Origin of the sequence: Erythrobacter ramosus (assembly GCF_009828055.1) — a bacterium.
Classification (GTDB): Bacteria; Pseudomonadota; Alphaproteobacteria; order Sphingomonadales; family Sphingomonadaceae; genus Erythrobacter; species Erythrobacter ramosus.
Map to the genome: position 1 here is coordinate 380,383 of NZ_WTYB01000001.1, position 26,969 is coordinate 407,351.

General features: G+C 63.9%; 22 protein-coding genes. 13 read left to right on the plus strand and 9 right to left on the minus strand.

The genetic code is table 11. The annotated features are described in order from the left end of the window. The first annotated feature begins 125 nt into the window (after window positions 1–125). Entirely contained in the window at window positions 126–1,496 is a 1,371-nt protein-coding gene (locus GRI59_RS01990; protein WP_160759524.1) for an L-serine ammonia-lyase, read from the plus strand. An 83-nt stretch (window positions 1,497–1,579) separates the two neighbouring features. Next, window positions 1,580–1,996 carry an integron gene (locus GRI59_RS01995; protein WP_160759525.1) on the plus strand — a complete coding sequence of 139 codons (417 nt, stop codon included), beginning with the start codon at window positions 1,580–1,582 and terminating at the stop codon, window positions 1,994–1,996. On the opposite strand, the gene gltX is transcribed toward GRI59_RS01995, so the two are convergent. The 4 genes from gltX to rpoB form a co-directional block, all read right to left on the minus strand. Continuing rightward, window positions 1,993–3,351: a glutamate--tRNA ligase gene (gene gltX / locus GRI59_RS02000; RefSeq protein ID WP_160759526.1), complete on the minus strand. Its 1,359-nt coding sequence runs from the start codon at window positions 3,349–3,351 to the stop codon at window positions 1,993–1,995. The genes GRI59_RS01995 and gltX overlap by 4 nt on opposite strands. Window positions 3,352–3,391: 40 nt before the next feature. Next, window positions 3,392–3,832, minus strand: coding sequence for a DNA-directed RNA polymerase subunit beta' (locus GRI59_RS02005; RefSeq protein WP_160759527.1), 441 nt, complete (start codon window positions 3,830–3,832; stop codon window positions 3,392–3,394). A 165-nt stretch (window positions 3,833–3,997) separates the two neighbouring features. Further along, window positions 3,998–8,302 (minus strand): DNA-directed RNA polymerase subunit beta', encoded by a 4,305-nt coding sequence (gene rpoC, locus GRI59_RS02010; protein WP_160759528.1) that lies wholly within the window; start codon window positions 8,300–8,302, stop codon window positions 3,998–4,000. A gap of 76 nt (window positions 8,303–8,378) precedes the next feature. Further along, window positions 8,379–12,578 (minus strand): DNA-directed RNA polymerase subunit beta, encoded by a 4,200-nt coding sequence (rpoB, locus tag GRI59_RS02015; protein WP_160759529.1) that lies wholly within the window; start codon window positions 12,576–12,578, stop codon window positions 8,379–8,381. A 425-nt stretch (window positions 12,579–13,003) separates the two neighbouring features. On the opposite strand from rpoB, the gene GRI59_RS15590 reads away from it, so the two are divergent. Genes GRI59_RS15590 through GRI59_RS02025 form a run of 3 tightly spaced genes read left to right on the plus strand, consistent with a single transcriptional unit; the run spans window position 13,004 to window position 13,955 of the window. Beyond that, the gene (locus GRI59_RS15590; RefSeq protein WP_183363538.1) at window positions 13,004–13,141 is read left to right on the plus strand and encodes a hypothetical protein; all 138 of its coding nucleotides are present in this window, start codon (window positions 13,004–13,006) and stop codon (window positions 13,139–13,141) included. A 23-nt stretch (window positions 13,142–13,164) separates the two neighbouring features. Then, window positions 13,165–13,719, plus strand: a complete 555-nt coding sequence (locus GRI59_RS02020) for a DUF2975 domain-containing protein (RefSeq protein ID WP_160759530.1) — start codon at window positions 13,165–13,167, stop codon at window positions 13,717–13,719. Further along, entirely contained in the window at window positions 13,719–13,955 is a 237-nt protein-coding gene (locus GRI59_RS02025; protein ID WP_160759531.1) for a helix-turn-helix domain-containing protein, read from the plus strand. Before GRI59_RS02020 ends, GRI59_RS02025 begins: the two co-directional genes overlap by 1 nt. Window positions 13,956–14,000: 45 nt before the next feature. Here the strand turns inward: GRI59_RS02025 and GRI59_RS02030 are convergent, their stop codons facing one another. Then, the gene (locus tag GRI59_RS02030; protein ID WP_160759532.1) at window positions 14,001–14,408 is read right to left on the minus strand and encodes a phosphate-starvation-inducible protein PsiE; all 408 of its coding nucleotides are present in this window, start codon (window positions 14,406–14,408) and stop codon (window positions 14,001–14,003) included. A 396-nt stretch (window positions 14,409–14,804) separates the two neighbouring features. Between GRI59_RS02030 and rplJ the strand changes: the two genes are divergently transcribed. From rplJ to GRI59_RS02045, 3 genes are all read left to right on the plus strand, one after another. Next, entirely contained in the window at window positions 14,805–15,317 is a 513-nt protein-coding gene (rplJ, locus tag GRI59_RS02035; protein WP_160759533.1) for a 50S ribosomal protein L10, read from the plus strand. Window positions 15,318–15,388: 71 nt separating this feature from the next. Next, complete coding sequence (rplL, locus tag GRI59_RS02040; protein ID WP_160759534.1) at window positions 15,389–15,760, plus strand: 50S ribosomal protein L7/L12; 372 nt, start codon at window positions 15,389–15,391, stop codon at window positions 15,758–15,760. Window positions 15,761–15,971: 211 nt separating this feature from the next. Continuing rightward, on the plus strand, window positions 15,972–17,369 hold the full coding sequence (locus GRI59_RS02045; RefSeq protein ID WP_160759535.1) for an MATE family efflux transporter: 1,398 nt from the start codon (window positions 15,972–15,974) through the stop codon (window positions 17,367–17,369). Here GRI59_RS02045 and GRI59_RS02050 read toward each other — a convergent pair. Further along, window positions 17,366–18,226, minus strand: a complete 861-nt coding sequence (locus GRI59_RS02050) for a mechanosensitive ion channel family protein (RefSeq protein WP_160759536.1) — start codon at window positions 18,224–18,226, stop codon at window positions 17,366–17,368. The genes GRI59_RS02045 and GRI59_RS02050 overlap by 4 nt on opposite strands. A 206-nt stretch (window positions 18,227–18,432) precedes the next feature. Here GRI59_RS02050 and groES point away from each other — a divergent pair, with 206 nt between their 5' ends. The 3 genes from groES to GRI59_RS15760 all read left to right on the plus strand — a co-directional run bounded on the left by groES (window position 18,433) and on the right by GRI59_RS15760 (window position 21,890). After that, window positions 18,433–18,720 carry a co-chaperone GroES gene (gene groES / locus GRI59_RS02055; RefSeq protein ID WP_160759537.1) on the plus strand — a complete coding sequence of 96 codons (288 nt, stop codon included), beginning with the start codon at window positions 18,433–18,435 and terminating at the stop codon, window positions 18,718–18,720. A gap of 56 nt (window positions 18,721–18,776) precedes the next feature. Continuing rightward, entirely contained in the window at window positions 18,777–20,408 is a 1,632-nt protein-coding gene (groL, locus tag GRI59_RS02060; RefSeq protein ID WP_160759538.1) for a chaperonin GroEL, read from the plus strand. A 240-nt stretch (window positions 20,409–20,648) separates the two neighbouring features. After that, on the plus strand, window positions 20,649–21,890 hold the full coding sequence (locus tag GRI59_RS15760; protein WP_160759539.1) for a phytanoyl-CoA dioxygenase family protein: 1,242 nt from the start codon (window positions 20,649–20,651) through the stop codon (window positions 21,888–21,890). A gap of 6 nt (window positions 21,891–21,896) precedes the next feature. Here GRI59_RS15760 and glpX read toward each other — a convergent pair whose 3' ends face one another. Next, the gene (gene glpX / locus GRI59_RS02070) at window positions 21,897–22,913 is read right to left on the minus strand and encodes a class II fructose-bisphosphatase (protein ID WP_160759540.1); all 1,017 of its coding nucleotides are present in this window, start codon (window positions 22,911–22,913) and stop codon (window positions 21,897–21,899) included. Window positions 22,914–22,989: 76 nt separating this feature from the next. Here glpX and GRI59_RS02075 point away from each other — a divergent pair, with 76 nt between their 5' ends. Then, a complete protein-coding gene (locus GRI59_RS02075; protein WP_237440640.1) occupies window positions 22,990–23,619 on the plus strand; it encodes a hypothetical protein in 630 nt (209 codons plus the stop codon). Window positions 23,620–23,630: 11 nt separating this feature from the next. Next, window positions 23,631–24,281 carry a hypothetical protein gene (locus GRI59_RS02080; protein WP_160759542.1) on the plus strand — a complete coding sequence of 217 codons (651 nt, stop codon included), beginning with the start codon at window positions 23,631–23,633 and terminating at the stop codon, window positions 24,279–24,281. An 86-nt stretch (window positions 24,282–24,367) separates the two neighbouring features. Here the strand turns inward: GRI59_RS02080 and GRI59_RS02085 are convergent, their stop codons facing one another. Both GRI59_RS02085 and GRI59_RS02090 read right to left on the minus strand, forming a co-directional pair. After that, the gene (locus GRI59_RS02085) at window positions 24,368–25,714 is read right to left on the minus strand and encodes a homoserine dehydrogenase (RefSeq protein ID WP_237440641.1); all 1,347 of its coding nucleotides are present in this window, start codon (window positions 25,712–25,714) and stop codon (window positions 24,368–24,370) included. Between the two features lie 72 nt (window positions 25,715–25,786). Further along, complete coding sequence (locus tag GRI59_RS02090; RefSeq protein ID WP_237440642.1) at window positions 25,787–26,653, minus strand: hypothetical protein; 867 nt, start codon at window positions 26,651–26,653, stop codon at window positions 25,787–25,789. Between the last annotated feature and the right edge of the window lie 316 nt (window positions 26,654–26,969).

Here is a 26,969-nt window from a genome sequence, read left to right on the forward strand (position 1 = left end):
ACAAGCCCTGCAATTGTGAGGGTAAGCTGATGACTTGAGGCTTGCAGCCTAAGCGCCTATCGTCCGTCAGTATCGCCGATTTTCCGGCCCTCTCTTGCATTCGCATTCAAGACCGGACCTGCGCCATGCTTTCGATCCTCAACCTGTTCCGTATCGGTATTGGTCCATCAAGCTCGCACACCGTGGGGCCGATGCGGATCGCCCGGCGCTTTGTCGTCGGTTTGGCTGAAGCGCGCAAGCTTGACGAGGTGCGCCGCATTGCCATTGAGTTGCAAGGCTCGCTCGCGCTGACCGGCGTCGGGCATGGCTCGGTCGATGCCTGCGTGCTGGGGCTGATGGGGTGGCAGCCGGAGGCGGTCGACCCTGATGCGGTGGCAGCGCTGCTTGCATCTGCAGGCTCAGGACATATCCGCCTGTTGAGGCGGCACCCGATCGCCTTTGCACGCGCGCGTGACATCACGCTCGCTTGCGACATCGTCCCCGAACTCCACCCCAACGGGATGCGTCTGCGCGCCTACGGGGAAGGCGACAAGGAAATCGCTGACGAGACCTGGTACTCCACCGGCGGCGGCTTCATAGCGTCGGCCCGCCAATTGTCCGCCCCCAGCGCCGACGATCTCGTCACCAGCCCGGTGCGCACCGCCCACCCCTATTCCTCGGGTGCGGAACTGCTGGCGCTGTGCGAGAGCCACGGCCTCGACATCGCCGCTCTGGTGCTTGCCAATGAAAGTGCGTGGCAGGCCGAGGCCGAGACCCTCGCCGGGATCGACCGGTTGGTGGACGCGATGCTCGCCTGTATCGAACGCGGCCTTGCCCACGACGGCATTCTCCCCGGCGGCCTTCAGGTGCGCCGCCGTGCACCGGAACTGTGGCGCAAGCTTATCGCCAGCCCCACCAACGAGACCGAGGTGCTGCTCGACCGGCTCAACCTCTTCGCGATGGCAGTAAACGAGGAGAACGCTGCCGGGGGCCGGGTCGTTACTGCCCCCACCAATGGCGCGGCGGGGATCATCCCGGCCGTGCTGCGGCAATATTGCCACGAGGGGCCGCAAGCACGCGAACAGGCACGGCGGTTCCTGCTCACGGCGGGCGGCATCGGCCTGCTCTACAAGCAGCGCGCTTCGATCTCGGGGGCGGAGATGGGCTGTCAGGGCGAGGTCGGGGTGGCCTGTTCGATGGCAGCGGCGGGACTGGCCGCGGTGTGGGGCGGCACCCCGCAACAGGTCGCCGCCGCGGCGGAGATCGGAATGGAGCATAATCTCGGCCTCACCTGCGATCCGGTTGGCGGACTGGTGCAAATCCCCTGCATCGAGCGCAATGCGATTGGCGCAGTGAAAGCGGTCAACGCCGCGCGCCTGGCGCTGCACAGCCACGAAGTGCCCAAGGTTTCGCTCGATCAGGTGATCGAGACGATGCGCCAGACCGGGATCGATATGTCGTCCAAGTACAAGGAGACCAGCCTCGGCGGGCTGGCCGTAAATGTGGCGGCCTGCTGACCTGCCCTTCCCGATCAGCCGCGCCGATTGCGTAAGCGTCGGCAGTTGCAAGTGCTGAGGCCGCTGGAGTAGGCTAGACCCTAATGACGCGCTCCGCCCTTCTCGCCTTTGCTGCTCTGACGCTGGCCCTGCCGGTCCGCGCCGAAGCGCCGGCGGCGCGTCCGGTGTTAGTCGGCGGGTATAGCGAGCTCGACGCCTGCCCAAGCATGGGCGCGATCATCCCTTTGCGCAAAGGCGGTGACGGCTATGTCGCCGTGCGCGCCGCGCCGAACCGCAAGGCGCGCGAGCTTGACCGGCTGACATCGGGCCGCGAACTGCTGCTGTGCCAAGAGAGTGAGGACGGCGCATGGGTGGGCGTGATCTACCCCGAACCGTTCGGCGGGGTAGGCCCCGGCGACTGCGGGGTTTCGCAAAGCAGCAATGGTCCGCCCCGGCCTTATGACGGGGTGTGCCTGTCCGGCTGGGTCGCGCGCCGTTACGTGGTGGTCACGGCGGGTTAGGCCGCTGCTTGACCCAACCTGGCCCGCGCTTCTTCCTCGCCGATCAGCGGTAGGAGCTCGCCCATATCGGGGCCATGATCCATACCGGTGAGCGCCTGTCGCAGCGGCAGGAACAATCCTTTACCCTTGCGTCCGGTGGCCTCCTTGAGCACCGTGGTGAGCGCGCCCCACGGGCTATCGCCCCACACCAGCAGCCGTCCGGCCTCGGTGAGGAATGCCTTGTCCTCGGCGCTGAAATCGGGCTGCACAATCGGCCCGGTGACCAGCTGCCACCAGTCCGCCGCCTCACCGATATGGGCAAGGTTCGGGCGGATCGCGTGCCACCCGGCCTCGTCCATCCCGTCCGGCAGGCGAGCGGCGACCGCATCAAACGGAAGCTGGTGGACGATCCCGGCGTTGAGCCGCTCAAGGTCCTCCTCATCAAACTTCGCCGGGGCGCGGCCAAAGGTGGCGAGATCAAAACTTGCGACCAGTGCGGCGCGGTCAGCAATCGGCTCGACGGGCAGCGACGTGCCCAGCCGCGCGAGCAGCGCAATGATCGCCTCAGGCTCGATTCCACGTTCCCGGAAGGCATCGCAGCCGAGCGATCCGAGGCGCTTCGAAAGCTTGCCCTCACGCCCGACCAGCAGCGCTTCATGCGCGAAGGCGGGGAGCGTTTTTGCTGCACTTTCTCCCGCAGCAAAGCCTGCAGCATAAAGTGCGGTAAAGATCTGAATTTGAACGGCCGTATTGGAAACATGGTCCTCACCACGCAGCACTTGCGTGACGCCCATGTCGATATCGTCCACCGCGCTCGGCATCATGTAGAGCCACGAACCATCGGCGCGGCGGATCACCGGATCGGAGAGCTGCGCCGCATCGAATTTCTGCGGGCCGCGGATGCCGTCATCCCATTGGATCGGCTCGGCGTGATCGAGCAGAAAACGCCAGTGAGAGGGCGTGCCTTCGGCTTCCTTGGCGGCGCGCTCGGCGTCGGTCAGCTTGAGCGCAGCGCGGTCGTAGATCGGCGGGAGCCCGCGGCCCAAGGCGATCTTGCGCTTCACCTCCAACTCCTGCGCGCTTTCGTAGCAGGGGTAAATCCGCCCCGCCGCTTTCAGCGCCGCAAAGGCCGCTTCGTAGCGGTCGAGCCGCGCGGACTGACGCTCCTCAGCGTCCCAGCTGAGGCCCAACCAGGTCAGATCGGCGCGGATTGCATCGACATAATCTTCGCGGCTGCGTTCGGCATCAGTGTCGTCGATCCGCAGGATGAAGCGCCCGCCGCCTTGCCGCGCCAGCATCCAGTTATGCAGCGCGGTGCGGATGTTGCCGACATGGAGGCGGCCGGTGGGCGAAGGGGCGAAGCGGGTGGTGATCATGCGGCGTGCGGTAGAACGCGAGAGCCCCGCCCGCAAGCGCTCACACCGCGCGCAGTTCCGCTGCCGCAAGCGCCAGTGCGCCTTCCCACAGGCGGTGCGTGCGGTCGGTGCGGATCAGCCCGGTGAGCGCCGCTTCGAACCCCGCCCTCTCGCCATGTGCGGCCGCATCGACAAAGGCGCCGATGGTCGCCTCGTCATGGCTGAGCAGTCCGCAGCAGAAGCGCGAGACGTGGATGTTTTCAGGCCAGCTGGCCGAGACGGTCTGGGCGAGGATCAGTGCCCGTGCCGCCACCTCGACACTGCCCAGCCGCACTGCAAGTTCGGGCACCGGATCACGGCCGAGCCGCTCATGAAGCGCGATCAGGCGCAAAGCATGGATGAAGCGCCCGGCAATCGGCCCCAGTGCTTCGAGGCGCGGCGGGGCGGCGAGGGACGCGATGATATTCTGGATCGTGGCGGAGGGGGTGTGGTGCCGGGACATGAAACCTCGCGTGTGCGTGTCGTGGGGACAGACTCACGCCTAGACGAATTGCGAGTGATTTGCAATAGCGGCCTAGACCGATCATGCCGACGCAGTGCCAAAGAAAAGCCCCGCCAGAGCCGAAGCTCGGGCGGGGCGATTTTCTACCGCGAGGGCGGGAGAGGATTACTCCTCGCCAGCGTCATCCGCGTCAGGGGCGGAAGCCGCCGCAGCAGCCATAGCTGCCATGGCCGCCTTCATCTTCTCTTCCGAGCCGACTGCGTCGGGAGCCGGTTCAGCTTCGCGCTGACCAGACGCCGCGAGCGTTTCCTGCTGCTTCTTCCACGCCGCCTTCAGGGCCGCATCGCGGCTGTTGGCGGTGACGCGCAGACGGTTCATGCCCGCACCGGTACCGGCGGGGATGAGACGGCCAACGATCACGTTTTCCTTCAGACCGATCAGGGTGTCCTTCTTCCCTTCAACCGCCGCCTGCGTCAGCACGCGAGTGGTTTCCTGGAACGAAGCCGCCGAGATGAAGCTGCGGGTTTGCAGCGACGCCTTGGTGATGCCGAGCAGCACCGGATTACCCGCTGCGCCCTGCTTGCCCTTGGCCAGCTTGCCGTTGATTTCCAGCATTTCCGCCAGATCGACCTGCTCACCCGGCAGCAGGGTGGTGTCCCCGCCATCGGTGATTTCAACCTTCTGCAGCATCTGGCGAACGATCACCTCGATGTGCTTGTCGTTGATCTTCACGCCCTGCAAACGGTAGACTTCCTGAATCTCGTCAACGAGATACTCAGCCAGCGCTTCGACGCCCATGACTTCGAGGATGTCGTGCGGGTTGGGCGAGCCGGAAACAAGGGTATCACCCTTCTTCACGAAATCGCCTTCCTGCACGTCGATCACCTTGGTCTTGGCGATCAGGTATTCCACCGGATCCCCTTCCTCGGGAATGATCGCGATCTTGCGCTTCGCCTTGTATTCGCGGACGAATTCGATCCGGCCGGAGATCTTGGCGATGACCGAGACGTCCTTGGGCATACGCGCCTCGAACAGTTCGGCCACGCGCGGCAGACCGCCGGTGATGTCGCGGGTCTTGGCGGCTTCGCGGCTGGCACGGGCGAGAATGTCGCCCGCCTGCACCGTGTCACCATCGGTCACCGACAAGGTCGTGCCCGGAGCGAGCATGTAACGCGCCGCTTCGATTTCACCGCTGCCTTCGGCCAGAAGGGTCATGCGCGGACGCAGGTCTTCCTTCTTCTTGCGGCCGGTCGCACGGTTTTCCGTGACGACGCGCTGGGCAATGCCGGTCGCATCATCGACCTGCTCTTCGAGCGTGATGCCCTCGATCAGGTCCTGATACTTCACCACACCCGATTGCTCGGTGATGATCGGCAGCGTGAACGGATCCCACTCGGCGATACGATCACCGATCTTGACGTGATCGCCATCCTTGAACTTGATGACGGTCCCGTAAGGCACCTTGTGCATTTCACGCTCGCGCCCTTCGGCGTCGATCACCGCAATTTCGCCGTTGCGTGCAAGGCTCAGGATGCGGCCCTGCTTGTCCGAGATGGTCGGCATGTCGCGAAGCTCGATGCGGCCTTCCGAAATCGCCTCGAGGTGCGAGGTTTCGTTGAGCTGCGCCGCGCCGCCGATGTGGAAGGTCCGCATCGTCAGCTGGGTGCCGGGCTCACCGATCGACTGCGCGGCGATAACGCCGACAGCTTCACCGATGTTCACCGGCGTCCCGCGGGCCAGATCGCGGCCGTAGCAGGTGCCGCAGACGCCCATCTCGGCTTCGCAAACCAGCGGGCTGCGGATCTTCGCCGACTGCACTTCGGCTGCTTCGATGGCCTTGACCATCGCTTCGTCAAGCAGAGTCAGCTTGGGAACGATGACCTCACCGGTCGTGGCGTTGACGATATCCTCCATGGTCGTGCGACCAAGGATACGCTCACCGAGCGACGCAATGACGCTACCGCCCTGAACAATCGCGCGCATTTCGAGGTAGTTCTCGGTGCCGCAATCTTCTTCGACGATGACGCAATCCTGCGACACGTCGACCAGACGGCGGGTGAGGTAACCCGAGTTGGCGGTCTTCAGCGCGGTATCCGCGAGGCCCTTACGGGCACCGTGGGTCGAGTTGAAGTATTCAAGAACGGTAAGGCCTTCCTTGAAGTTCGAGATGATCGGCGTCTCGATGATTTCGCCCGAAGGCTTGGCCATCAGACCGCGCATCCCGCCGAGCTGCTTCATCTGCGCCGGGCTACCACGGGCACCCGAGTGGCTCATCATGTAGATCGAGTTGATCTGGGCTTCCTTGCCCGTCTCGGGATCGATCGGAGTCGCCTTGATGCGCTCCATCATGGCGTCAGCCACAAGGTCACCGCACTTCGACCAGGCATCGACCACGCGGTTGTACTTTTCCTGCTGCGTGATGAGACCGTCCTGATACTGCTGCTCGTACTCGGCCACCAGTGACTTGGTGCTTTCGACCAGTTCGATCTTGGCATCGGGGATGATCATGTCATCCTTGCCGAAGCTGATCCCCGCCTTGAACGCGTGACGGAAGCCGAGGCTCATGATCGCGTCGGCGAACAGCACCGTGTCCTTCTGGCCGGTGTGACGATAGACCTGATCGATCACGTCGCCGATTTCACGCTTGGTGAGCAGGCGGTTCACGATGTCGAACGGCACCTTGTAGTTCTTGGGCAGGCATTCGCCGATCAGCATCCGGCCCGGGGTCGTCACGAACCGGGTCATCGCCACATTGCCAGCCTCATCGGCCTGCGGAACGCGGGCGATGATCTTGGTGTGGAGCGTGACAGCCTTGGCTTCCAGCGCCTGATGCACTTCGGCCATGTCGGAGAAGCGCGCGAGGCGCTCAACCTTGGTGCCATCGGCGTTGTCGAGGTATTCCGGGAACTTCTCCTGCCGCTCCATCGAGAGGTAGTAGATCCCCAGAACCATGTCCTGCGAAGGCACGATGATCGGCTTGCCGTTGGCGGGCGAGAGGATGTTGTTGGTCGACATCATCAGCACGCGCGCTTCGAGCTGGGCTTCCAGCGAAAGCGGCACGTGGACCGCCATTTGGTCACCATCGAAGTCGGCGTTGAAGGCCGAGCAGACCAGCGGGTGAAGCTGAATCGCCTTGCCTTCGATCAGCACGGGCTCGAACGCCTGGATGCCCAAGCGGTGAAGCGTCGGCGCGCGGTTCAGCAGCACCGGGTGTTCGCGGATCACCTCGTCAAGGATGTCCCAGACTTCCTTGCGCTCCTTCTCGACCCACTTCTTGGCCTGCTTCAGGGTCATCGAGAGACCCTTGGCATCCAGACGGGCGTAGATGAACGGCTTGAACAGTTCGAGCGCCATCTTCTTGGGCAGGCCGCACTGGTGCAGCTTCAATTCCGGACCCGTAACGATCACCGAACGGCCCGAATAGTCGACGCGCTTGCCGAGCAGGTTCTGACGGAAGCGGCCCTGCTTGCCCTTGAGCATGTCGGACAGCGACTTCAGCGGACGCTTGTTGGCGCCGGTGATGACGCGGCCACGTCGGCCGTTGTCGAACAGCGCGTCAACGGCTTCCTGCAACATGCGCTTTTCGTTGCGGACGATGATGTCCGGCGCGCGCAGTTCGATCAGGCGCTTCAGGCGGTTGTTGCGGTTGATCACGCGGCGGTAGAGATCGTTAAGATCCGACGTCGCGAAACGGCCGCCGTCCAGCGGCACCAGCGGACGCAGTTCGGGCGGGATCACGGGGATCACTTCGAGGATCATCCATTCCGGGCGGTTGCCCGAATCGATGAAGCTTTCGACGACCTTCAGACGCTTGATGATCTTCTTGGGCTTGAGCGCCGACTTGGTGGTCGCCAGCTCTTCCATCAGCACGTCACGCTCGTTCTCAAGGTCGAGCTGCATCAGCATGGTGCGCACGGCTTCCGCGCCGATATCGGCGGTGAAGGCGTCCTCGCCATATTCGTCCTGCGCTTCGAGCAGTTCGTCTTCGGTCATCAGCTGGAACTTCTCCAGCGGGGTCAGACCGGGTTCGGTGACGATGTAGCTTTCGAAGTAGAGCACGCGCTCAAGCTGCTTCAGCTGCATGTCGAGCAGCAGGCCGATGCGGCTCGGCAGCGACTTCAGGAACCAGATGTGCGCAACCGGCGCAGCCAGTTCGATGTGGCCCATGCGCTCACGGCGCACCTTGGTCACGGTCACTTCAACGCCGCACTTTTCGCAGACGACGCCCTTGTACTTCATGCGCTTGTACTTGCCGCACAGGCACTCGTAATCCTTCACGGGGCCGAAGATGCGCGCGCAGAACAAGCCGTCACGCTCAGGCTTGAACGTGCGGTAGTTGATGGTTTCCGGCTTCTTGATCTCGCCATACGACCACGAGCGGATACGCTCCGGCGACGCGATGCCGATCTGGATCTGGTCGAAGGTTTCGGGCTTCGCCAGCTGGTTGCTGAATTTGCTCAGTTCATTCATGACTGTGTTCCCTTAGGGGGGATGAAACTCTCAGGCTGAGGGGGCGGGGCCGAGGTGTTACCCCCGGCCCTGCGCCTTATTCCGCTGCAATCGCGCTGTAGTCGGTCTGGTCGGCGTCCTCGTCATCGAGGATCGACTTCAGTTCGACGTTCAGACCCAGCGAGCGCATTTCCTTGACGAGCACGTTGAAGCTCTCCGGAATGCCGGCCTCGAAGGTGTCGTCACCCTTGACGATCGCTTCGTAGACCTTGGTGCGGCCGACCACGTCATCGGACTTCACCGTCAGCATTTCCTGCAAGGTGTAGGCGGCGCCGTAAGCCTGGAGCGCCCAGACCTCCATTTCGCCGAAGCGCTGGCCGCCGAACTGCGCCTTACCGCCCAGCGGCTGCTGGGTGACGAGGCTGTACGGCCCGATCGAACGCGCGTGGATCTTGTCGTCGACCAAGTGGTGCAGCTTGAGCATGTAGATGATGCCCACGGTGACCTTGCGGTCGAACGCCTCGCCGGTGCGGCCGTCATAGAGCGTGGACTGACCCGAAGAGTCGATCCCGGCCTTGATCAGCATTTCCGACACGTCCGGTTCGCGTGCACCATCGAACACCGGGGTCCCCATCGGCACGCCAGCCGCAAGGTTGCCCGCCAGTTCGACGATATCGGCCGTAGTGCGGCTGTCGAGATCCTCGAAATACTGGTCGCCGTAGATGTCCTTCAGACGATCGACCACCGCTTCGGGGGGCTTCACGCCGGCGTAATCTTCGGCAGCATTCGGGTTTGCAGCGCGCCAGGCGTCGAGCATGTCCTTGATCTCGTGACCGAGGGCACGTGCGGCAAAGCCGAGGTGCGTCTCGAAGATCTGACCGACGTTCATACGCGAAGGCACGCCCAGCGGGTTGAGCACGAGATCGACCGGGGTCCCGTCTTCGAGGAACGGCATGTCCTCGATCGGCAGGATGCGGCTGATCACGCCCTTGTTCCCGTGGCGACCGGCCATCTTGTCGCCCGGTTGCAGCTTGCGCTTCACCGCGACGAACACCTTGACCATCTTGAGCACACCGGGAGCGAGTTCATCGCCGCGTTCCAGCTTTTCCTTGCGGTCATGGAACTTGGCATCGATCACCGCGACGGCTTCGTCGTACTGGGTCTTCACCGCTTCGATCTGCGCCTGACGGCCATCATCCGCGACTGCGAACTTGAACCATTCGAAGCGCTCGAGCTCGTCGAGCATCTCCGCGGTGATCTCCACGCCCTTCTTCGCACCCTTGGGGGCAGCCGATGCGGTCTGGCCGATCAGCATGTCACGAAGGCGGTTGTAGGTCGCACGGTTGAGGATGTTGCGTTCGTCAGCCGCGTCCTTGCGGAGACGTTCGATTTCCTCGTTCTGGATCGCACGGGTACGGTCGTCGATCTCGATCCCGTGGCGGTTGAACACCCGGACTTCGACGATGGTGCCCGCAACGCCCGGCGGCAGACGCAGCGAGGTGTCACGCACATCGCTCGCCTTTTCACCGAAGATCGCGCGCAGCAGCTTTTCTTCCGGGGTCATCGGCGATTCACCCTTGGGCGTGATCTTGCCGACCAGAATGTCACCGGGGTGCACTTCGGCGCCGATATAGACGATGCCCGCTTCGTCGAGGTTGCGCAGGGCTTCCTCGCCGACATTGGGGATGTCGCGGGTGATGTCCTCCGGCCCGAGCTTGGTGTCACGCGCCATGACTTCGAACTCCTCGATGTGGATCGAGGTGAAGACGTCGTCCTTCACGATGCGTTCGCTGATCAGGATCGAGTCTTCGTAGTTGTAGCCATTCCACGGCATGAACGCGACGAGGCTGTTCTTGCCGAGCGCCAATTCGCCCAGGTCGGTCGAGGGGCCGTCAGCGATGATATCGCCCTGTTCGATCGTGTCGCCCACCTTCACCAGCGGACGCTGGTTGATGCAGGTGTTCTGGTTCGAACGCTGGAACTTCTGGAGCGTGTAGATGTCCACGCCCGACTGGCCGGGTTCGACATCGCCGATGGCGCGGATCACGATACGGGTCGCGTCGACCTGGTCGACGATCCCGCCACGCTTGGCCGCAATCGCAGCGCCCGAATCGCGCGCCACGGTTTCTTCCATGCCGGTGCCAACCCACGGGGCTTCAGCCTTCACAAGCGGCACCGCCTGGCGCTGCATGTTCGAGCCCATCAGCGCGCGGTTGGCGTCATCGTTTTCCAGGAACGGAATGAGCGATGCTGCGACCGAAACCAGCTGCTTGGGGCTGACGTCCATCAGCGTGACGTGCTCGCGCAGCGCCATCAGGTTGTCGCCATTGTGACGTGCCGAGACCAGCTCTTCGACAAACGAGCCGTCTTCGTTGAGCTCAGCCGAAGCCTGCGCCACCGTGTGCTTCTGCTCTTCCATCGCGGAAAGATAGATCACGTCGGCGGTCACCTTGCCGTCGATGACCTTGCGGTACGGGGTTTCGATGAAGCCGTACTTGTTGACGCGGCTGAACGACGCGAGGCTGTTGATCAGACCGATGTTCGGGCCTTCCGGCGTTTCAATCGGGCAGATGCGGCCATAGTGCGTCGGGTGAACGTCGCGGACTTCGAAGCCCGCGCGCTCACGGGTGAGACCACCCGGGCCCAAGGCCGAAACGCGGCGCTTGTGGGTGACTTCCGACAGCGGATTGGTCTGGTCCATGAACTGCGAGAGCTGCGAGGAGCCGAAGAATTCCCGCACCGCGGCCACGGCGGGCTTGGCGTTGATGAGGTCGTTCGGCATCACGGTGCTGACGTCGACCGAGCTCATGCGCTCCTTCACGGCGCGCTCCATGCGCAGCAGGCCGACGCGGTACTGGTTTTCCAGCAGCTCGCCCACCGAACGCACACGGCGGTTGCCGAGGTTGTCGATGTCATCAACTTCGCCCTTGCCGTCCTTCAGGCCGACAAGCTCCTTCACCACTGCGAGGATATCTTCCTTGCGCAGCGTGGTGACGGTGTCTTCGCACTCAAGACTGAGACGCATGTTGAGCTTCACGCGGCCCACGGCCGAGAGGTCGTAACGCTCGGCGTCGAAGAACAGGCCTTCGAACAGCGCTTCGGCGGTTTCCTTCGTCGGCGGTTCGCCCGGACGCATGACCTTGTAGATCGCTTCCAGACCTTCGTCACGGTTCTCGGCCTTGTCGGCCTTCAGCGTGTTGCGGATCCACGGACCGGTGTTGATTTCGTCGATGTCGAGCAGCGGCAGGGTATCGATCCCGGCCTTATCGAGCGTCTCGATGTGTTCGAGCGTCACTTCGTCGCCAGCTTCGATGTAAATGCGGCCCGTTGCTTCGTCGATCATGTCGCCCGCGGCATAGCGGCTCACGACTTCCTCGGTCGGGAGCAGCAGTTCCTTCAGGCCATCCTTGGCGGCCTTGTTGGCAGCGCGCGGCGAGATCTTGAGGCCGGCGGGGAACACTTCCTCACCAGTGGCAGCATCGACCAGCGCGAAAGTCGGCTTGGCATTGCGCCAAGTTTCGGCCTGGAACGGAATCTTCCAGCCATCCTTGGCGCGTTCCCACACCACGGTGTTGTAGAAGTGATGCAGGATATCCTCGGCATCAAGGCCGAGCGAATACAGCAGCGCCGTGACCGGCAGCTTGCGCTTGCGGTCGATACGGACGTTGACGATGTCCTTGGCGTCGAATTCGAAATCGAGCCACGAACCGCGATAGGGGATCACGCGGGCAGCAAACAGCAGCTTGCCCGACGAGTGGGTCTTGCCGCGATCGTGATCGAACAGCACGCCCGGCGAACGGTGCATCTGCGACACGATCACACGCTCGGTGCCGTTGATGATGAAGGTGCCGTTGTCCGTCATCAGGGGCATGTCGCCCATGTAGACGTCCTGCTCCTTGATATCGAGGACCGAGCGGGTTTCGGTTTCGCTATCCACCTCGAACACAATGAGGCGCAGCGTGACCTTCATCGGGGCGGCGTAGGTGATGCCGCGCTGACGGCACTCGGTGGTGTCGTACTTGGGCTCTTCGAGTTCGTAATGCACGAAATCAAGCTCGGCGGTGCCGGCGAAATCGCGGATCGGGAACACCGAACGCAGGGTCTTTTCGAGGCCCGAGACGTAACCCGTCGCCTTGTCCGACCGCAGGAACTGCTCGTAGCTTTCGCGCTGAACCTCGATCAGGTTCGGCATCTGCACCACTTCGTGGATGTCACCGAAGATCTTGCGGATGCGCTTCTTAGCGGTGCCCTGCGCCTTGCGGCTGCGAGTGACGGGCGGCTTCGCCTTGGTTGCCATGGAGGAGTAGGCCTCTTTGGTTGGGCCACGCGAGAGAGGCTCGCGCGGACGGGGAATATCGCTATCGTTCCACGCGAAAACCTGCCGTTCTCCAACGCACAAACGCTGCTTGCCCAGCCCCGCCCATCTGGTCGGTGCTGGCAGCAGCATCTCATTGCGTCGCGAAACTGGCTGTCGCTGCTTCCATTCCTAGACCGGTTCCCGCGCATGAATCGGTCTTGCTCGAAGCTAGCGCGAGGAGGCGATGTAGGATTGCCCCTGCGCGATGTCAATGCAGGCGCGGTGGACTGCAGGTCTCTTCATCTGGGCTTACTGCAAAACGACACGCTCTATATCGTTTTTCAATATTATTGATTGACGATATGCCGCGAATCGGATTAGAGAGGCTTTATCGAATCACGATGTGCCCAACCAAGGAAATCGATATGAACCGCATTGCCAACACCGCGCTTGCCGCCTGCGCTGCCCTCGTCCTTTCGCTCGCGTCGATCGGCGCGATCGTCACCGTGCCCCCGGCAGAGGCCGCTGCGCCCGCCGCGCTCAGCCTGCTCGACCTGGCCTGACGCCCACTTACAGGAGCTGTCCCATGACCAAGCCCGATAGAACCTCCGACCTCCTGCTGCTCGCTGGCAAGGTCGTTACCGTTATGATGCAGGGCGCGATGTTGATCGGCGCCGCCGCGCTGGTCATCGCCCTCGGCGCCATCGCCTTCTTCAATGACACCATCCAGGCCGAGATGCTGGCCGACCCGGACTTTCGCGGTGTGGTCTTCCCGACATTCACCTTGTTCGGCATCATGCTGATCGGGCTCGCGATCGTCGCCACGCTGTTCGTCTTCTTCGGCAGGCTGCGCGCGATCATCAACACCGTGGGCGAAGGCGATCCCTTCGTGCCGGTCAACGCTGAAAGGCTGAGCCTGATGGCATGGCTGATGCTGGGCGTGCAGCTGCTGGTGCTGGCCGCGATCCCACTGGCGCTCGATCTGGTCGAGCTCGCGGATGATCTGGGCGAAAGCTCTCATATCGAAGTCAGCAGCGGCATCGACCTTAGCGGGATCCTCCTCGTCATCATCCTGTTCATCCTCGCCCGCGTGTTCCGCCACGGCGCAGCGATGCGCGAAGACCTCGAAGGGACCGTGTGATGCCCCCCATCAACGATGATCTCGAAGGAACCCGCATCATGGTGAAGCTCGACGACTTGCTCTATGCCCGCCGCATGACGCTGACCGAACTGGCCGAGCGGGTCGATCTGACGCTGGCCAACCTGTCGATCCTCAAGACCGGCAAGGCCAAGGCAATCCGCTTCTCCACCCTCGCCGCGATCTGCCGCGAGCTGGAGTGCCAGCCGGGCGATCTGCTCGCCTACGAAGCAGAATGACACGCGTGGCGGGCCGGGGATCACCCTCGGCCCGCTGGCGCATCGTCAATCGGAACGGACCCGGCCCATCACCAGCGCCGCCACCGCCAGCAGCAGGATCGCGCTCGCCTCGTACACGACATTTTCCGCATCCATGTCCTTGCCTTGCAGCACGATCAGCCGCGCGATGGCCGTGATGGCGATGAAGATCGGGAAGACGAAGGACGATCCCTTGCCGGTATAAAACACCGCAATCATCGCGATCACTTCGGTATAGAGGAACATCAGCAGGATATCTGCCAGCACGATCGAGCCGCGCTGATAGACCGACCAGACCTCGGTCCCGGCCGCCACCAGCGTCATGATCGCCGCCAGCATCAGCAGGCCTTGCTCGATCCATTTGAACAGCCTGCCCGCCGGGCTGTGCTGCAAATCCGGTTCGGGCTGAGGTGCGGTGGGTTCGGGCGTGTTCATGGCCTGCCACTATACGGCAAAGCTGCATGCTTTACCAAAGGTTTGCCTCGACCTTGGATGGATTGGACTACCCGCACTCCGGGACAAATGGCTTGACTCGGCACCCGGCATGGCTAAGGGGCCTGCCCGACCGGCCAAGCCTTTGGCTGATCCGGTCATCCGTCCGAGACCGTTGGTGAAGGCAATTGGGCCTTCTTAATTTCCAGCCTAGACGGGGAAACGAGATTTCGCAGGCAGCCTTATGCTGTTTGCTCGCGTGCCTGCCATGATGCCGGCGCACACCCTCCTTCCCTTTCGACGGACTCGCCCGTGTTCGGAGCTTCGGTTCCGTGCGCGGACAAACGTAGCCGATCGTGCGGGAGCCATCCTGCCCGATCATTTGTGAAGGAGTATGGCATGGATCGTTCGCAGAAAGCCGACGCGGTTGCCCAGCTCAATGCGGTCTTCAACGAGGTCAGTGTGGTGGTCGTCACCCGCAACCTCGGCATGACGGTGGCTCAGTCCACTGCCCTGCGTCTGAAGATGCGCGATGCTGGCGCTACCTACAAGGTTGCGAAGAACCGTCTCGCCAATCTCGCTCTTGAAAACACCGACTATGTCGGGATCAGTGACATGCTCACTGGCCCGGTCGGGCTGGCCTGGTCGACTGACCCGGTCGCGGCTGCCAAGGCCGCTGTCGAATTCGCCAAGACGAATGACAAGCTCGAAATCGTCGGCGGTTCGATGGGTTCGGTCGTTCTCGACGAAGCCGGGATCCGGGCACTTGCCTCGATGCCCAGCCTCGACGAACTGCGCGCCAAGCTCATCGGTCTGGTCAACGCACCTGCGACGAAGATCGCCCAGGTCGTTACCGCACCCGCCGCCAAGGTCGCTCGTGTGTTTGCCGCTTACGCGGACAAGGCAGCCTAAGAGACGTTTTTCGTTTTACGAAACAATCTATTGGGGCGCATTTGCCCCGCCACAATTTGGAGTGAACCATCATGGCCGATATCGCCAAGCTTGTTGAAGAACTTTCGAAGCTGACCGTCCTCGAGGCGGCTGACCTTGCCAAGGCCCTCGAAGAAGCATGGGGCGTGAGCGCCGCTGCTGCTGTCGCGGTTGCCGCTGGCCCCGCCGCTGCTGCCGAAGCTGTCGAAGAGCAGACCGAATTTGACGTCATCCTGACCGGCGACGGCGGGAAGAAGATCCAGGTCATCAAGGAAGTCCGCGCCATCACCGGCCTCGGCCTGACCGAAGCCAAGACCCTTGTGGAATCGGCTCCGAAGGCCATCAAGGAAGCCGTCAACAAGGCGGAAGCCGAAGACATCAAGAAGAAGATCGAAGAAGCCGGCGGCACCGTCGAACTCAAGTAATCTTCATCGCAAGTTTTGCGGGCGTCTTGAAGCGTCCGCAGATAGGAGGGCGGCGCCAGCGATGGTGTCGCCCTTTTTGCGGCCCTCTGTCCGCGCCGCAGCAGCCCAGTCGCGCTGACCCCAATTATCAGGCGGCGGTATTTGCACTTCCCCCGAATCGCCGCCGCGCCTATCCGGGCCGGCTCGCCAGCCGGCGGGTGCCGAACCGATCATGCAACAGACACACACCCTTCAAACGCCCAGCTGGGGGCAGGAACTGCGCGCGACGCTCGGACTAGCCGTGCCGCTCGCCGCCACGAACCTGTTGCAGATGCTGATCCACGCGGTCGATGTGGTGTTCATCGCCCGGCTCGGCGATCAGCCGCTCGCCGCCTCCAGCCTCGCCATCGCCATCTTCGGCCTGACGGTCTGGGCCATGACTGGGCTGATCGGCGCCTGCGCGCCGCTGATCGCGGCCGAGCGCGGGCGCAAGCTGCATTCGGTGCGCGAAGTGCGCCGCACGGTCCGTATGGGAATGTGGGCCGCGCTCGGCTTCGGGCTGGTCGGCATGGCCGTCTGCTTCGGCGGCGAGGCACTGTTGCTGGCGAGCGGGCAGGACCCGAAGATCGCGGCAATGGCGGGCGATTTCCTCGCGATCCTGTCATGGGCGATGATCCCGATGGTGCTGGCGGGCGTGTTCCGCATCTTTGTCGCCGCGCTGGGCAAGCCCGGCTATGCGACCGCGATCACGCTGCTGGCGCTGGGGACGAATGTGCTGGGCAACTGGGCGCTGGTGTTCGGCAATCTCGGCCTGCCCGCGCTCGGCCTGATGGGCTCCGCTCTGTCGAGCGTGATCACCGCGCTTGCCATGCTGATCGCCTATGTTTTCGTGATCCGGCGCGACCGGAGCTTGCGGCGCTATCGCATTTTCGGGCGCTGGTGGCGGCCCGAATGGACGCGGCTCAAGCAAATCATGGTGATCGGCACTCCGATTGCATTGACCGTGATGGCCGAGGCGGGGCTGTTCAGCGGGGCAGCGCTCTTGATGGGCCGGATCGGCGAAACCGAACTCGCGGCGCACACGCTGGCGCTCAATCTCGCGGCGCTGGCGTTCCAGATCCCGTTCGGCACCGCCCAGGCGGCGACCATCCGGGTCGGCTACCATCACGGCGCGGGCGACCGCATCGCCGCCGGGCGTGCGGGCTGGGTCGCGATTGGGATCGGCACGGGCTTCATGACCACCACGGCGTTGGCGATGCTGCTGATGCCGACCATGCTGCTGTGGGTCTATATCGATCCCGCCGCTCCCGCGAACGCAGCGCTGGTCGCCTTTGCGCTGCAATATCTGACGCTCGCCGCAATCTTCCAGCTCGCGGACGGGGTGCAGGCGGTGGCGGCGGGCGCCCTGCGCGGCCTGCAGGACACCCGCGTGCCGATGTGGATCGCGATCTTCAGCTATTGGGTACCCGGGTTCGGCTGCGCGATCGGGCTGGGGTTCTACACCGCGCTCGAAGGGACCGGCGTATGGATCGGGTTGGCGACCGGGCTGTTCTTCGCTGCGGCAGGCCTGCTGTGGCGCTGGTCGCAGCGCGATGCCCTGGGGCTGACGCGCTACGAGACGGCAGCCTAACGCGCCGGAGTGGCCGCCGCCGGGGCAACGCCGGTCGGGATTGTCAGGCCAAGCTCGTCGAATTTCAGCTTCACGCCTTCGTTCAAGGCCCATGACAGGGCGAGATAATCGCCGGAATTGCACCATACCCTAAGGCCAACGCGCACCGAGTTATCGGCAAGCGCCCCGACAAAGGCGACCGGCGCAGGCTCGGCCAGCACTCGCGGATCGGCAGTTGCCAGCTCCAGCATCGCCGCGCGCGCGGCGCGCAGATCGTCCTCGTAATTGATCGGCACCACAAGCTCGAATCGCCGCGTCGGCAAGCGCGAATAATTGACCACCGCCTTGTTCCACAGCTCGTTATTGGGGACCATGACATAGAGGCCATCGAGCTGGAGCATCTCGGTGGTGAACAGGCCGATCGCTTGCACCGTACCCGCCACGGGGCCGGCGGTGATATACTCGCCCACCCGGAACGGCCGCTGGATCAGGATCATGACGCCGGCCGCGACATTGCTGAGCGTCCCTTGCAGCGCGAGGCCCACCGCCAGCGCCAGACCGCCCAATGCGGCGATAATGCTGGTCGTCTGCACCCCGAACTGGGTGAGCACGGTGATCGCGACGATCACCCACAGCGCATACTTGATGATGTTGCTGAGGAACTTCGCGACCGTCGGCTCGATCCGGCTGTTGCCGGTCAGCGCCCGGTCGGCCCAGCGTGACAGCAGCCGGGCGAGAATCACTCCGATGATCAACACCGACATCGCGCCGGTCAGATAGGCGAGGTTGGTCTTCAGCCACAGCCACGCCTCAGTAGCGAAGTTGATCTCGTCGTTAAGGCCGTTGCCGAGCCGGGGCGGAAGCTTGGGGGCAGTCATTGTGCGAAAGGCTCCTGAGGGCTGGCTGGCTCGATAACCGAGCGCGCCGATGCTGGCCACCCCAGCCGGAAAATGACAGGGAGCGCGAAATTTTTTGCGGGCCGGGGGGTTGATTCATTCGCCCCCCACGACCAAATGCCTCCCCGTTGGCACTCTCAGAGGGAGAGTGCCAAGCAACCTCACCCATTTAAGGAAAGGTCATAACCATGGCATTTCGTCCGCTGCACGACCGCGTTGTGGTCCGTCGCATCGAAGCCGACCAGAAGACCGCTGGCGGCATCATTATCCCCGATAGCGCTCAGGAAAAGCCGAGCGAAGGTGAAGTCATCGCCGTTGGCGAAGGCAACCGTGACGACGACGGCGACCGTATCCCGCTCGACGTCAAGGTCGGCGACCGCGTGTTGTTCGGCAAATGGTCGGGCACCGAAGTCAAGATCGACGGTGAAGACCTGCTGATCATGAAGGAAAGCGACATCATGGGAGTGGTTGGCTGATCGCCTGACCCTCTTCGCTTCTTTCGACTCATAACCTCATCTCAGGAGAAACAATCATGGCAGCCAAGGACGTAAAGTTCGGCCGCGAAGCCCGCGAAGGCATTCTTCGCGGCGTCGACATCCTCGCCAACGCCGTCAAGGTGACCTTGGGCCCCAAGGGCCGCAATGTCGTCATCGACAAGAGCTTCGGCGCACCCCGCATCACCAAGGACGGCGTTACTGTCGCCAAGGAAATCGAACTCAAGGACAAGTTCGAAAACATGGGCGCCCAGATGCTGCGCGAAGTCGCCAGCAAGGCGAACGACAGCGCCGGTGACGGCACCACCACCGCCACCGTGCTGGCTCAGGCCATCGTCACCGAAGGCATGAAGTCGGTTGCCGCCGGCATGAACCCGATGGATCTCAAGCGCGGGATCGATCAGGCCGTGATCGCGGTTGTCGAGAACCTCAAGAGCCGTTCGAAGGACGTCTCGGACAGCTCGGAAATCGCGCAGGTCGGCATCATTTCGGCCAATGGCGACCGTGAAGTCGGCGAGAAGATCGCCGAAGCCATGGAAAAGGTCGGCAAGGAAGGCGTGATCACCGTCGAGGAAGCCAAGGGCCTCGAGTTCGAGCTCGATGTCGTCGAAGGCATGCAGTTCGACCGCGGTTACCTGTCGCCCTATTTCATCACCAACCCCGACAAGATGACCGTGGAACTGGATAACCCCTATATCCTGATCCACGAGAAGAAGCTGTCGAACCTGCAGGCGATGCTGCCGATCCTCGAAGCCGTGGTGCAGTCGGGCCGTCCGCTGCTGATCATCGCTGAAGACATCGAAGGCGAAGCGCTCGCGACCCTCGTGGTCAACAAGCTGCGCGGCGGCCTCAAGGTTGCGGCCGTGAAGGCTCCGGGCTTCGGCGATCGTCGCAAGGCGATGCTGCAGGACATCGCGATCCTGACCAAGGGCGAGATGATCAGCGAAGACCTCGGCATCAAGCTTGAGAACGTCACCGTGGGTATGCTCGGTCAGGCCAAGAAGGTCTCGATCGACAAGGACAACACCACCATCGTCGATGGCGCCGGCGCTGCCGATGACATCAAGGCGCGTGTGGCTGAAATCCGCACCCAGATCGACAACACCTCGAGCGATTACGACCGTGAGAAGCTGCAAGAGCGTCTCGCCAAGCTTGCTGGCGGCGTGGCTGTCATCAAGGTCGGCGGCGCGACCGAAGTCGAAGTGAAGGAGCGCAAGGACCGCGTCGATGACGCCCTCCATGCAACCCGCGCTGCGGTGGAAGAAGGCATCGTCCCCGGCGGCGGTACGGCTCTGCTTTACGCCACCAAGGCTCTTGAAGGCCTGAAGGGCGCGAACGAAGACCAGACCCGCGGCATCGACATCATCCGCAAGGCGATCACCGCCCCGATCAAGCAGATCGCCCAGAACGCCGGCCATGATGGCGCGGTCGTTGCAGGCAACCTGCTGCGCGAAGATGACGAAACGCAGGGCTTCAACGCGGCGACCGACGTGTACGAAAACCTGGTGAAGGCCGGCGTGATCGACCCGACCAAGGTTGTCCGCACCGCGTTGCAGGACGCAGCTTCGGTTGCCGGCCTGCTGATCACCACCGAAGCGGCGATCGTCGAGCGTCCGGAAGACAAGCCGGCTTCGCCCCCGATGCCCGACATGGGCGGCATGGGGTTCTGACCTAAGGCGGGCGGGCCAGCGAAAGCTGACCCGTCCACGCCGCAAGCCGGCCAGCGGGGCGCAGCTCCGTCTGACGACTCGGGCTTCGCCCGAGTCGTCCCAGCCAGGACCACAACAGAAAACCCCGGCGGAGCCATCCGCCGGGGTTTTTCTATGCCGGGCGCGTGTGACCGGAAGTGGGTGGGAACCTGCCATCTATGTCATCCCAGCGAAAGCTGGGACCTAGGGCCTCTTGGTGCAGTGCTTGACGCCCTAGGCCCCAGCTTTCGCTGGGGTGACGGGGATGGCTACGACGAGGCCATAACCGAACTGCTGGCTTTTGCTTACAGGCCTGAAAAGCAGCCATTGCCCCCCGTTTACCCGATGGTGAACTTCCCCTGCCATAGCAGCGACATGGACGGCCTGCGCATCTCCAACGACACCTCTGCTTACGAAGTCCCCGCTGCGCTCGACGCTGAGGGGCGGATGACGGCGGCTTGCATCGCGCAGGCGCTCACCATGATGGACACGCATGGTCTCGTGGTCATCACCGGGTTGCTGTCCAACAGCGAGGCCGAGGCGGGGCTCAAACTCGTGCGCCAGACCATCGCCGATCCTGATCGCGCCCGCAGCGCCTTCGCCAGCGAGACCGACAATCTTTATGTCCGGCGCGACTTCTGCTCGCTGCCGTCAAACCCCGGGGTCACGCGCTTTGCCGCCACGCTGGCGCAGCGGCTGGAGGGCGTGCTGACGGAGTATTGTGGCCGGACGCGCGCCGTGCTCGAGATTGCGACCTTCACCAGCTATCTCGGTTCCTCGCACCAGTATATCCACCGCGATCCGGCGGGCGTGATCAGCATGTTTGCGGCGCTCGAGGATGTGTCACCCGAGCAGGGGGGCACGGTGTTCGTGCCGGGGACGCACCAGTATGGTGGGGCCGATTACCAGCATGGCGGGGGGGCCTATCAACTCATGGAGCTGTTCCGCACGCGCTGCAACGCGGGCATTTTCCGGCACAATCTTGCCAAGCTGTGGCGGATGCGCGGATCGTCCGATGCGCCGCTGGCTCCGGGAGAATTCCGCGACCGGGTGTTTTCGCGCCTGTGGGATCAGCACCAGCCCAACATCCTGCGCTTCCTGCTGGGCAAGAATTCGCAGTTCAGCCTGCGCCATTGCAGCCCTGCCACCCTGTGGCGGCTACGGCGCGAGCGCGCAGTGCTCGACGAGCGCTTCCGGCTGGTGCAAGTCGCGCCGCGCAAGGGGACGGTGATCCTCTATCGCAGTGACCTGCTGCATGCAGGGCCGGACAACCGCTCCGCCCGGCCGCGGCAGTTCTTCGGGATGAGTATCGCGCGCGACATCATCGACTCCAAATACTGGCACGACGGCTATTCCCCGCACCCGAGCCTGATCGCCGAGCCGCTGACCCTTGGCGACCTGCTCGCCGCGCCCGCAGCAGCAGCCAGCTTGCCGGAGCCCCGCCAACGCGCGCTGGTAGAATAGGCGTGCTTAACCGATCCGGTGCTCGCCCTTGATCCACCTGACGGTGCCAGAACTCGCGCGCATCACGACGCTTTCAGTCGTAAGGATCATCTCGCCGGTGTGCTTGCGGCGGCGCTTTACCCCGCTCAGCAGCGAACCATCGGTCACGCCCGTCGCGGCGAAGATGCAGTCGCCCTTGGCGAGGTCTTCGAGCTTGTAGATCCGGTTCAGATCCTCGATCCCCCACTTGCGGGCGCGGGCCTTTTCGTCGTCGTTGCGGAACACCAGCCGGCCGTTGAACTGCCCGCCGACGCAGCGCAGCGCCGCGGCTGCCAGCACGCCTTCAGGCGCGCCGCCTTGGCCCATATACATGTCGATCGTGGTTTCCTCGTCCGTCACCGCGATCACACCGGCGACGTCGCCGTCACCGATCAGCACCACGCCGCAGCCGATGCTGCGCAGTTCGGCGATCAGTTCCGCATGGCGCGGACGGTCGAGCACGCAGACATTGATCTCGCTGGGCTTCACGCCTTTGGCCGAAGCCACCGCCATGACATTTTCGGTCGGCGATTTGGCAAGGTCGATGATGCCTTCGGGATAGCCGGGGCCGACCGCGAGCTTGTCCATGTAAACATCGGGCGCGTTGAGCAGACAGCCTTCTTCGGCCGCTGCCAGCACCGCGAGCGCGTTGGGGCCGGCCTTCGCTGTGATAGTGGTGCCTTCGAGCGGGTCGAGTGCGATGTCGATCTTGGGGCCTTTGCCCATGCCGACCTTTTCGCCGATGAACAGCATCGGGGCCTCGTCACGCTCCCCCTCACCGATCACCACGGTGCCGTCCATGTAGAGGTTGTCGAACGCGCGGCGCATGGCTTCCACGGCTGCGGCATCGGCCGCCTTTTCATCACCGCGTCCGATCAATTGCGCCGCCGCGATGGCGGCCGCTTCGGTGACGCGCACCATTTCCAGCACCAGCACGCGCTGGATCGCATTATCGGCTGCGGCTTGCTCGGCGATGGTGAGGTCGGTATCGGTGGCGGAGTTCATGCGCAATTCAGCCCTTTATTGCTTTTGTTGCAGCTACCTTTGGAATGCCTTGGCGCTTAAGCGGATGGAGACGGGTTTGTCGAGCAATGCAACACCTGTCGGTCCCCGTTTTCGCCTCGGCCTGACGGCTTTCGCGGTAATCTTCGCCGCGCCTTTGGCCGCGCAGGATGACACGGCGGCGACAAATGCACCTGCTGCCGAGCCGACTCCGGCCCCCACGCCACAAGGCCCACCAGCACCCCCACGCGTCAATCTGATGGTCACGGTCCCGCGCGGTGAGGTCAATCAGGCACAGCTTCAGGAATGCCGCGATGATGCCGATGCGGGCACGATCAGCGGCGAGATCGTGGTGTGCCGCGAAACCGGCAATAATGGCGAAAGCCCGCTGACTGGGGACCGCTCCGCGACGCAGAAACGCTACGCACAGGAAACCATGCTGAAGGGCGCGCCGCGTGCGCCCGAGGCTTTCGGGATTCCCGACAACGGCAAGGGCATCGGGTTCGGCAAGCCGCCGCCGGTGGCGATCACCGTCGATTTTGACGCTCTGCCCACCGCCCCCGCCGGATCGGACGCGGATCGCATGGCGCGCGGCCTCCCGGCGCTGGGCGAAGACCGCGAACTGACCGAGGAAGAAGAACGGGCCCGGCGGGAAGCTGCGGGGATCAAGACCAGCGCACCCCCGCGTCCGAAGAAGAAGGGCGGTTAGGGCGCAGCGCGGTGGTGTGGCTGAGCCTTGTAGCGGCGGTGCTGATGGCTGCCAGCGCGCAACCCCAGAGCCAGGGGCAAGCCTCCCGCCTGCCACCCCGCCCTCCGCCGCCAACCACGGCCGAATCGCCGCCCGACCGCATCCCGATTGATCTCGGTGAGGATGAGTGGGCGAGCGATCCGCCGCAGACCATCGACATCCTCGTCCCGCCCACCCAATCCGAAGCAGCCAATGCCGCCGAACTGAAGGACTGCGAGAACCAGCGCGAGGCCGGGGTGGTTGCGGGCGAAATCGTGGTGTGCCGCGAGCTGCCCGCCGACACCAGCCAGCTATATAGCGGGAGCCGTGAGGCCTGGCTGAAAGACTATGCAGAGCGCACGCAGAACGCCGGGACCCTGCCCCCGCCCGATGTCGCCGGGCCGGGCATCTTCCGCGGGCCTGCGACCGTCAGCGGGCTATGCTTCATCCCCCCCTGCCCCAAAGACCCGGCCCTAATCATCGACGTCGAAGCGATCCCGCCCCCGCCCGAAGGATCGGACGCGGAGCGCGTGGCGCAAGGGTTGAAGCCGGTCGAGGGGGACAATGCGCCTCTCACCGCCGAGGAGCGCCGTCGCAAGGAGGCGGCGTTGGGGTTGCCGGAGGCGGCAGGGCTGAAGCAATAGTCGTGAGTCCCCGCGCAGGCGGGGACCTCGGGCCCGGAAGCGCCAACCACAAAGAGGTCCCCGCCTGCGCGGGGACTCACCGTGGGTTACAAAGGCAGGATCGGCAGCACCAGCGGCTCGCCCGTCAGGCTGTCCGAGCCTTCGAGCAGCGCCAGCGCCTTTGTCACGCAGCGCTCCGGCCCTTCGTGCGTCACCATCGCCACCATCACCTCGCCCCCGCTCTGCGAGCGGCCCTGTTGGATCAGGCTCTCGATTGAGACGTCCCCGTCACGCAGCGCGGCCGTGAGTTCGGCGAGCACGCCGGGGCGGTCCTTGACCATGAAGCGGATATAGGTGCGCTCGGTCCGGTGGCCCGGCTCGGCAGGCGGCATCGCGGCCAGCTGTGCGCTGGGGATCGAGAACGGCGCGCCCACTTCGTCGCGGGCAATGTCGATGAGGTCAGCGGCCACCGCGCTCGCGGTCGGCCCATCGCCTGCACCGGGACCCTGAAACAGCAGGCGGCCCGAGAAATTGCCCTCCGCCACGACCGCGTTGGTCGGCCCGTCGACGGCGCTGAGGGGGTGGCCTCGCGCGACAAGACAAGGGCGCACGCGCTGGAGCAGACGGGGGCCGTCAGGCGTCTCCTCCACGTCCGCCTCACCGATAAGGCGGATCACAAAACCCAAGGCCGCAGCCTGCGCAATGTCGGCGGCGCGCACCTGCGTGATGCCATTGACCCGCACGCCTGCGAAATCGACCCGCGTGCCGAACCCAATCGCGGCAAGGATCGCCAGCTTGTGTGCCGCGTCCACGCCTTCGATATCGAACGCCGGATCAGCCTCGGCAAAGCCCAGCCGCTGCGCATCGGCGAGCACGTTGGCAAAGTCCGCGCCGGTCGCTTCCATCTCGGACAGGATGTAATTGCAGGTGCCGTTGAGGATGCCGTAAACCTTGGTGAGCGCGTTGGCCGAGGTGCCTTCGCGCAGGCCCTTGATCACAGGGATGCCGCCGCCGACCGCAGCTTCGAACTTCAGCGCGGCGTTGTTCGCCTCGGCAAGTTCGGCCAGTTCCAGCCCGTGATGCGCGATCATCGCCTTGTTGGCGGTGACGAGACCCTTGCCCGCCCCCAATGCCGCGCGCGACAGCGCCAGCGCCGGGCCATCCGACCCGCCGACCAGTTCAACCACCACGTCCACATCATCGCGCCGGGCGAGCGCGGTCATGTCGTCTTCCCACGCGAAGCGGGCAATATCGACGCCGCGATCCTTGCCGCGATCCCGCGCGCTGACCGCCACGACCTCGATCCCGCGGCCCGCGCGCGCGGCAATCAGGGCGCGGTTGGTGTCGAGCAACCGGATGACGCCCGCGCCGACCGTGCCGAGCCCGGCGATAGCAATACGCAGCGGATTCGGGGGCGGATTCGGGCGGGGCGGTTGAGGGGCGGTATCGGCCAAGCGGTCCTCCATCAGTGACTGAGGGCGGCGCTTAACCGTGCAATTCCGGCGGTCAAGCGCGGATGCTTGCCATCAGCCTTTGGTGATCCGCCGAACACAAGGCCCCAACGCCTCTCGGACGAAGGCATAATCCGCTGTTGCAAGCCGCCGCTCCTCTGGCTCGCGGGCGAGGTTGGCGTTGCTCGGCAGCTGCGCAGGCAGCGCGCAGGCGAGGCGATACCAGCGCAGCGTCTCAGGCGCAGGCGGACGCGCCGCCGAATCGATGATCTCGCCCCACGACACACCCCATTGCGGGCGTTGGCCGGGACGGCGCAGCACGGTGATCGACACGGGGGAGCGGTTTTCGGTTGCCAGAAAGATCTGTGTCTCCGATTCGCCGGTCAAGGTGCCCTGCACCGCCAAGGCATCGCTGATCCCGGTGATGCGGGGGGGCGTGCTGGCCCCGGCGTAAAGCTCGGTCAGGATCGGACGCAGGCGGGCTTCCAGTTCCGGCGTATAGGCCAGCTGCGCGCCGGGAGAGACCAGCTGCACCTCACCCGTGCGGCCCGGAACGCTGCGCGCGAACAGCAGGAATTCGCGCTTTTTCAACTTGGGAACCTTGCCCTTGGCGTCCAGCGGAACGTCAACCAGATAAGCCAGCGTGCCGCCCACCGTGCTGCGCCCGGCGATCAACGCAAGCGTGTTGGCTTCAATATATAGCCGTGCGAATCCCGGTGCGAGACCGGGTGCACGATCGGGCTTGAGCGTCGTCTGGCGGCGAATCTGAGCCCGAATGACCAGTTCCGCAGCGTCAGAAAAGGTGGCCAGATCGGCATATGTCGGCCCATCCGGGGCTGCCGCAGCAATCGGTGCAGGCGCCTGAGCGTGGCTAGCAACCGGCACCAGCGCAAGCCCTGCGGTGGCCATGATCGATAACTTCAGAGTGTTGAAAATCGGCATTAATTCACCCTTAACTTATGGCCCTGTGACAGCCTCCGACGAACGACCGCTTGACCGCCGTTTAGCAGTGCTTCTTGCACATGGCTCGCAGTGAATTGTCTATGAACCGCAAAAGGGTTTGATCGGCTAGGGGATGCCAGTTAAAGCCCGAGTGACTGATTGCGCGGGACTGGGGACATTGCCGCGGGAACAGTTCAGGTTGCAGACTGGGTTGTTTTGCTCAGAATGTACCAGCCGGGGAAGGTTTCGGGCCATGCGTATTGCGCTGGCCCGTATTTCTTGTCCCGGCGTGGGAGGACCGAAATGACCGGGATCC

What these genes read in the sequence shown, in the direction of transcription:
- rpoC (WP_160759528.1), bottom strand. Translation starts at nt 8,302, where the DNA reads ATGAATGAACTGAGCAAATTCAGCAACCAGCTGGCGAAGCCCGAAACC.
- groES (WP_160759537.1), top strand. Translation starts at nt 18,433, where the DNA reads ATGGCATTTCGTCCGCTGCACGACCGCGTTGTGGTCCGTCGCATCGAA.
- GRI59_RS02005 (WP_160759527.1), bottom strand. Translation starts at nt 3,832, where the DNA reads ATGTCCCGGCACCACACCCCCTCCGCCACGATCCAGAATATCATCGCG.
- GRI59_RS02030 (WP_160759532.1), bottom strand. Translation starts at nt 14,408, where the DNA reads ATGAACACGCCCGAACCCACCGCACCTCAGCCCGAACCGGATTTGCAG.
- GRI59_RS01990 (WP_160759524.1), top strand. Translation starts at nt 126, where the DNA reads ATGCTTTCGATCCTCAACCTGTTCCGTATCGGTATTGGTCCATCAAGC.
- GRI59_RS02090 (WP_237440642.1), bottom strand. Translation starts at nt 26,653, where the DNA reads ATGCCGATTTTCAACACTCTGAAGTTATCGATCATGGCCACCGCAGGG.
- rplL (WP_160759534.1), top strand. Translation starts at nt 15,389, where the DNA reads ATGGCCGATATCGCCAAGCTTGTTGAAGAACTTTCGAAGCTGACCGTC.
- GRI59_RS02050 (WP_160759536.1), bottom strand. Translation starts at nt 18,226, where the DNA reads ATGACTGCCCCCAAGCTTCCGCCCCGGCTCGGCAACGGCCTTAACGAC.
- gltX (WP_160759526.1), bottom strand. Translation starts at nt 3,351, where the DNA reads ATGATCACCACCCGCTTCGCCCCTTCGCCCACCGGCCGCCTCCATGTC.
- GRI59_RS01995 (WP_160759525.1), top strand. Translation starts at nt 1,580, where the DNA reads ATGACGCGCTCCGCCCTTCTCGCCTTTGCTGCTCTGACGCTGGCCCTG.
- GRI59_RS02020 (WP_160759530.1), top strand. Translation starts at nt 13,165, where the DNA reads ATGACCAAGCCCGATAGAACCTCCGACCTCCTGCTGCTCGCTGGCAAG.
- glpX (WP_160759540.1), bottom strand. Translation starts at nt 22,913, where the DNA reads ATGAACTCCGCCACCGATACCGACCTCACCATCGCCGAGCAAGCCGCA.
- GRI59_RS02025 (WP_160759531.1), top strand. Translation starts at nt 13,719, where the DNA reads ATGCCCCCCATCAACGATGATCTCGAAGGAACCCGCATCATGGTGAAG.
- rpoB (WP_160759529.1), bottom strand. Translation starts at nt 12,578, where the DNA reads ATGGCAACCAAGGCGAAGCCGCCCGTCACTCGCAGCCGCAAGGCGCAG.
- GRI59_RS02045 (WP_160759535.1), top strand. Translation starts at nt 15,972, where the DNA reads ATGCAACAGACACACACCCTTCAAACGCCCAGCTGGGGGCAGGAACTG.
- groL (WP_160759538.1), top strand. Translation starts at nt 18,777, where the DNA reads ATGGCAGCCAAGGACGTAAAGTTCGGCCGCGAAGCCCGCGAAGGCATT.
- rplJ (WP_160759533.1), top strand. Translation starts at nt 14,805, where the DNA reads ATGGATCGTTCGCAGAAAGCCGACGCGGTTGCCCAGCTCAATGCGGTC.
- GRI59_RS15590 (WP_183363538.1), top strand. Translation starts at nt 13,004, where the DNA reads ATGAACCGCATTGCCAACACCGCGCTTGCCGCCTGCGCTGCCCTCGTC.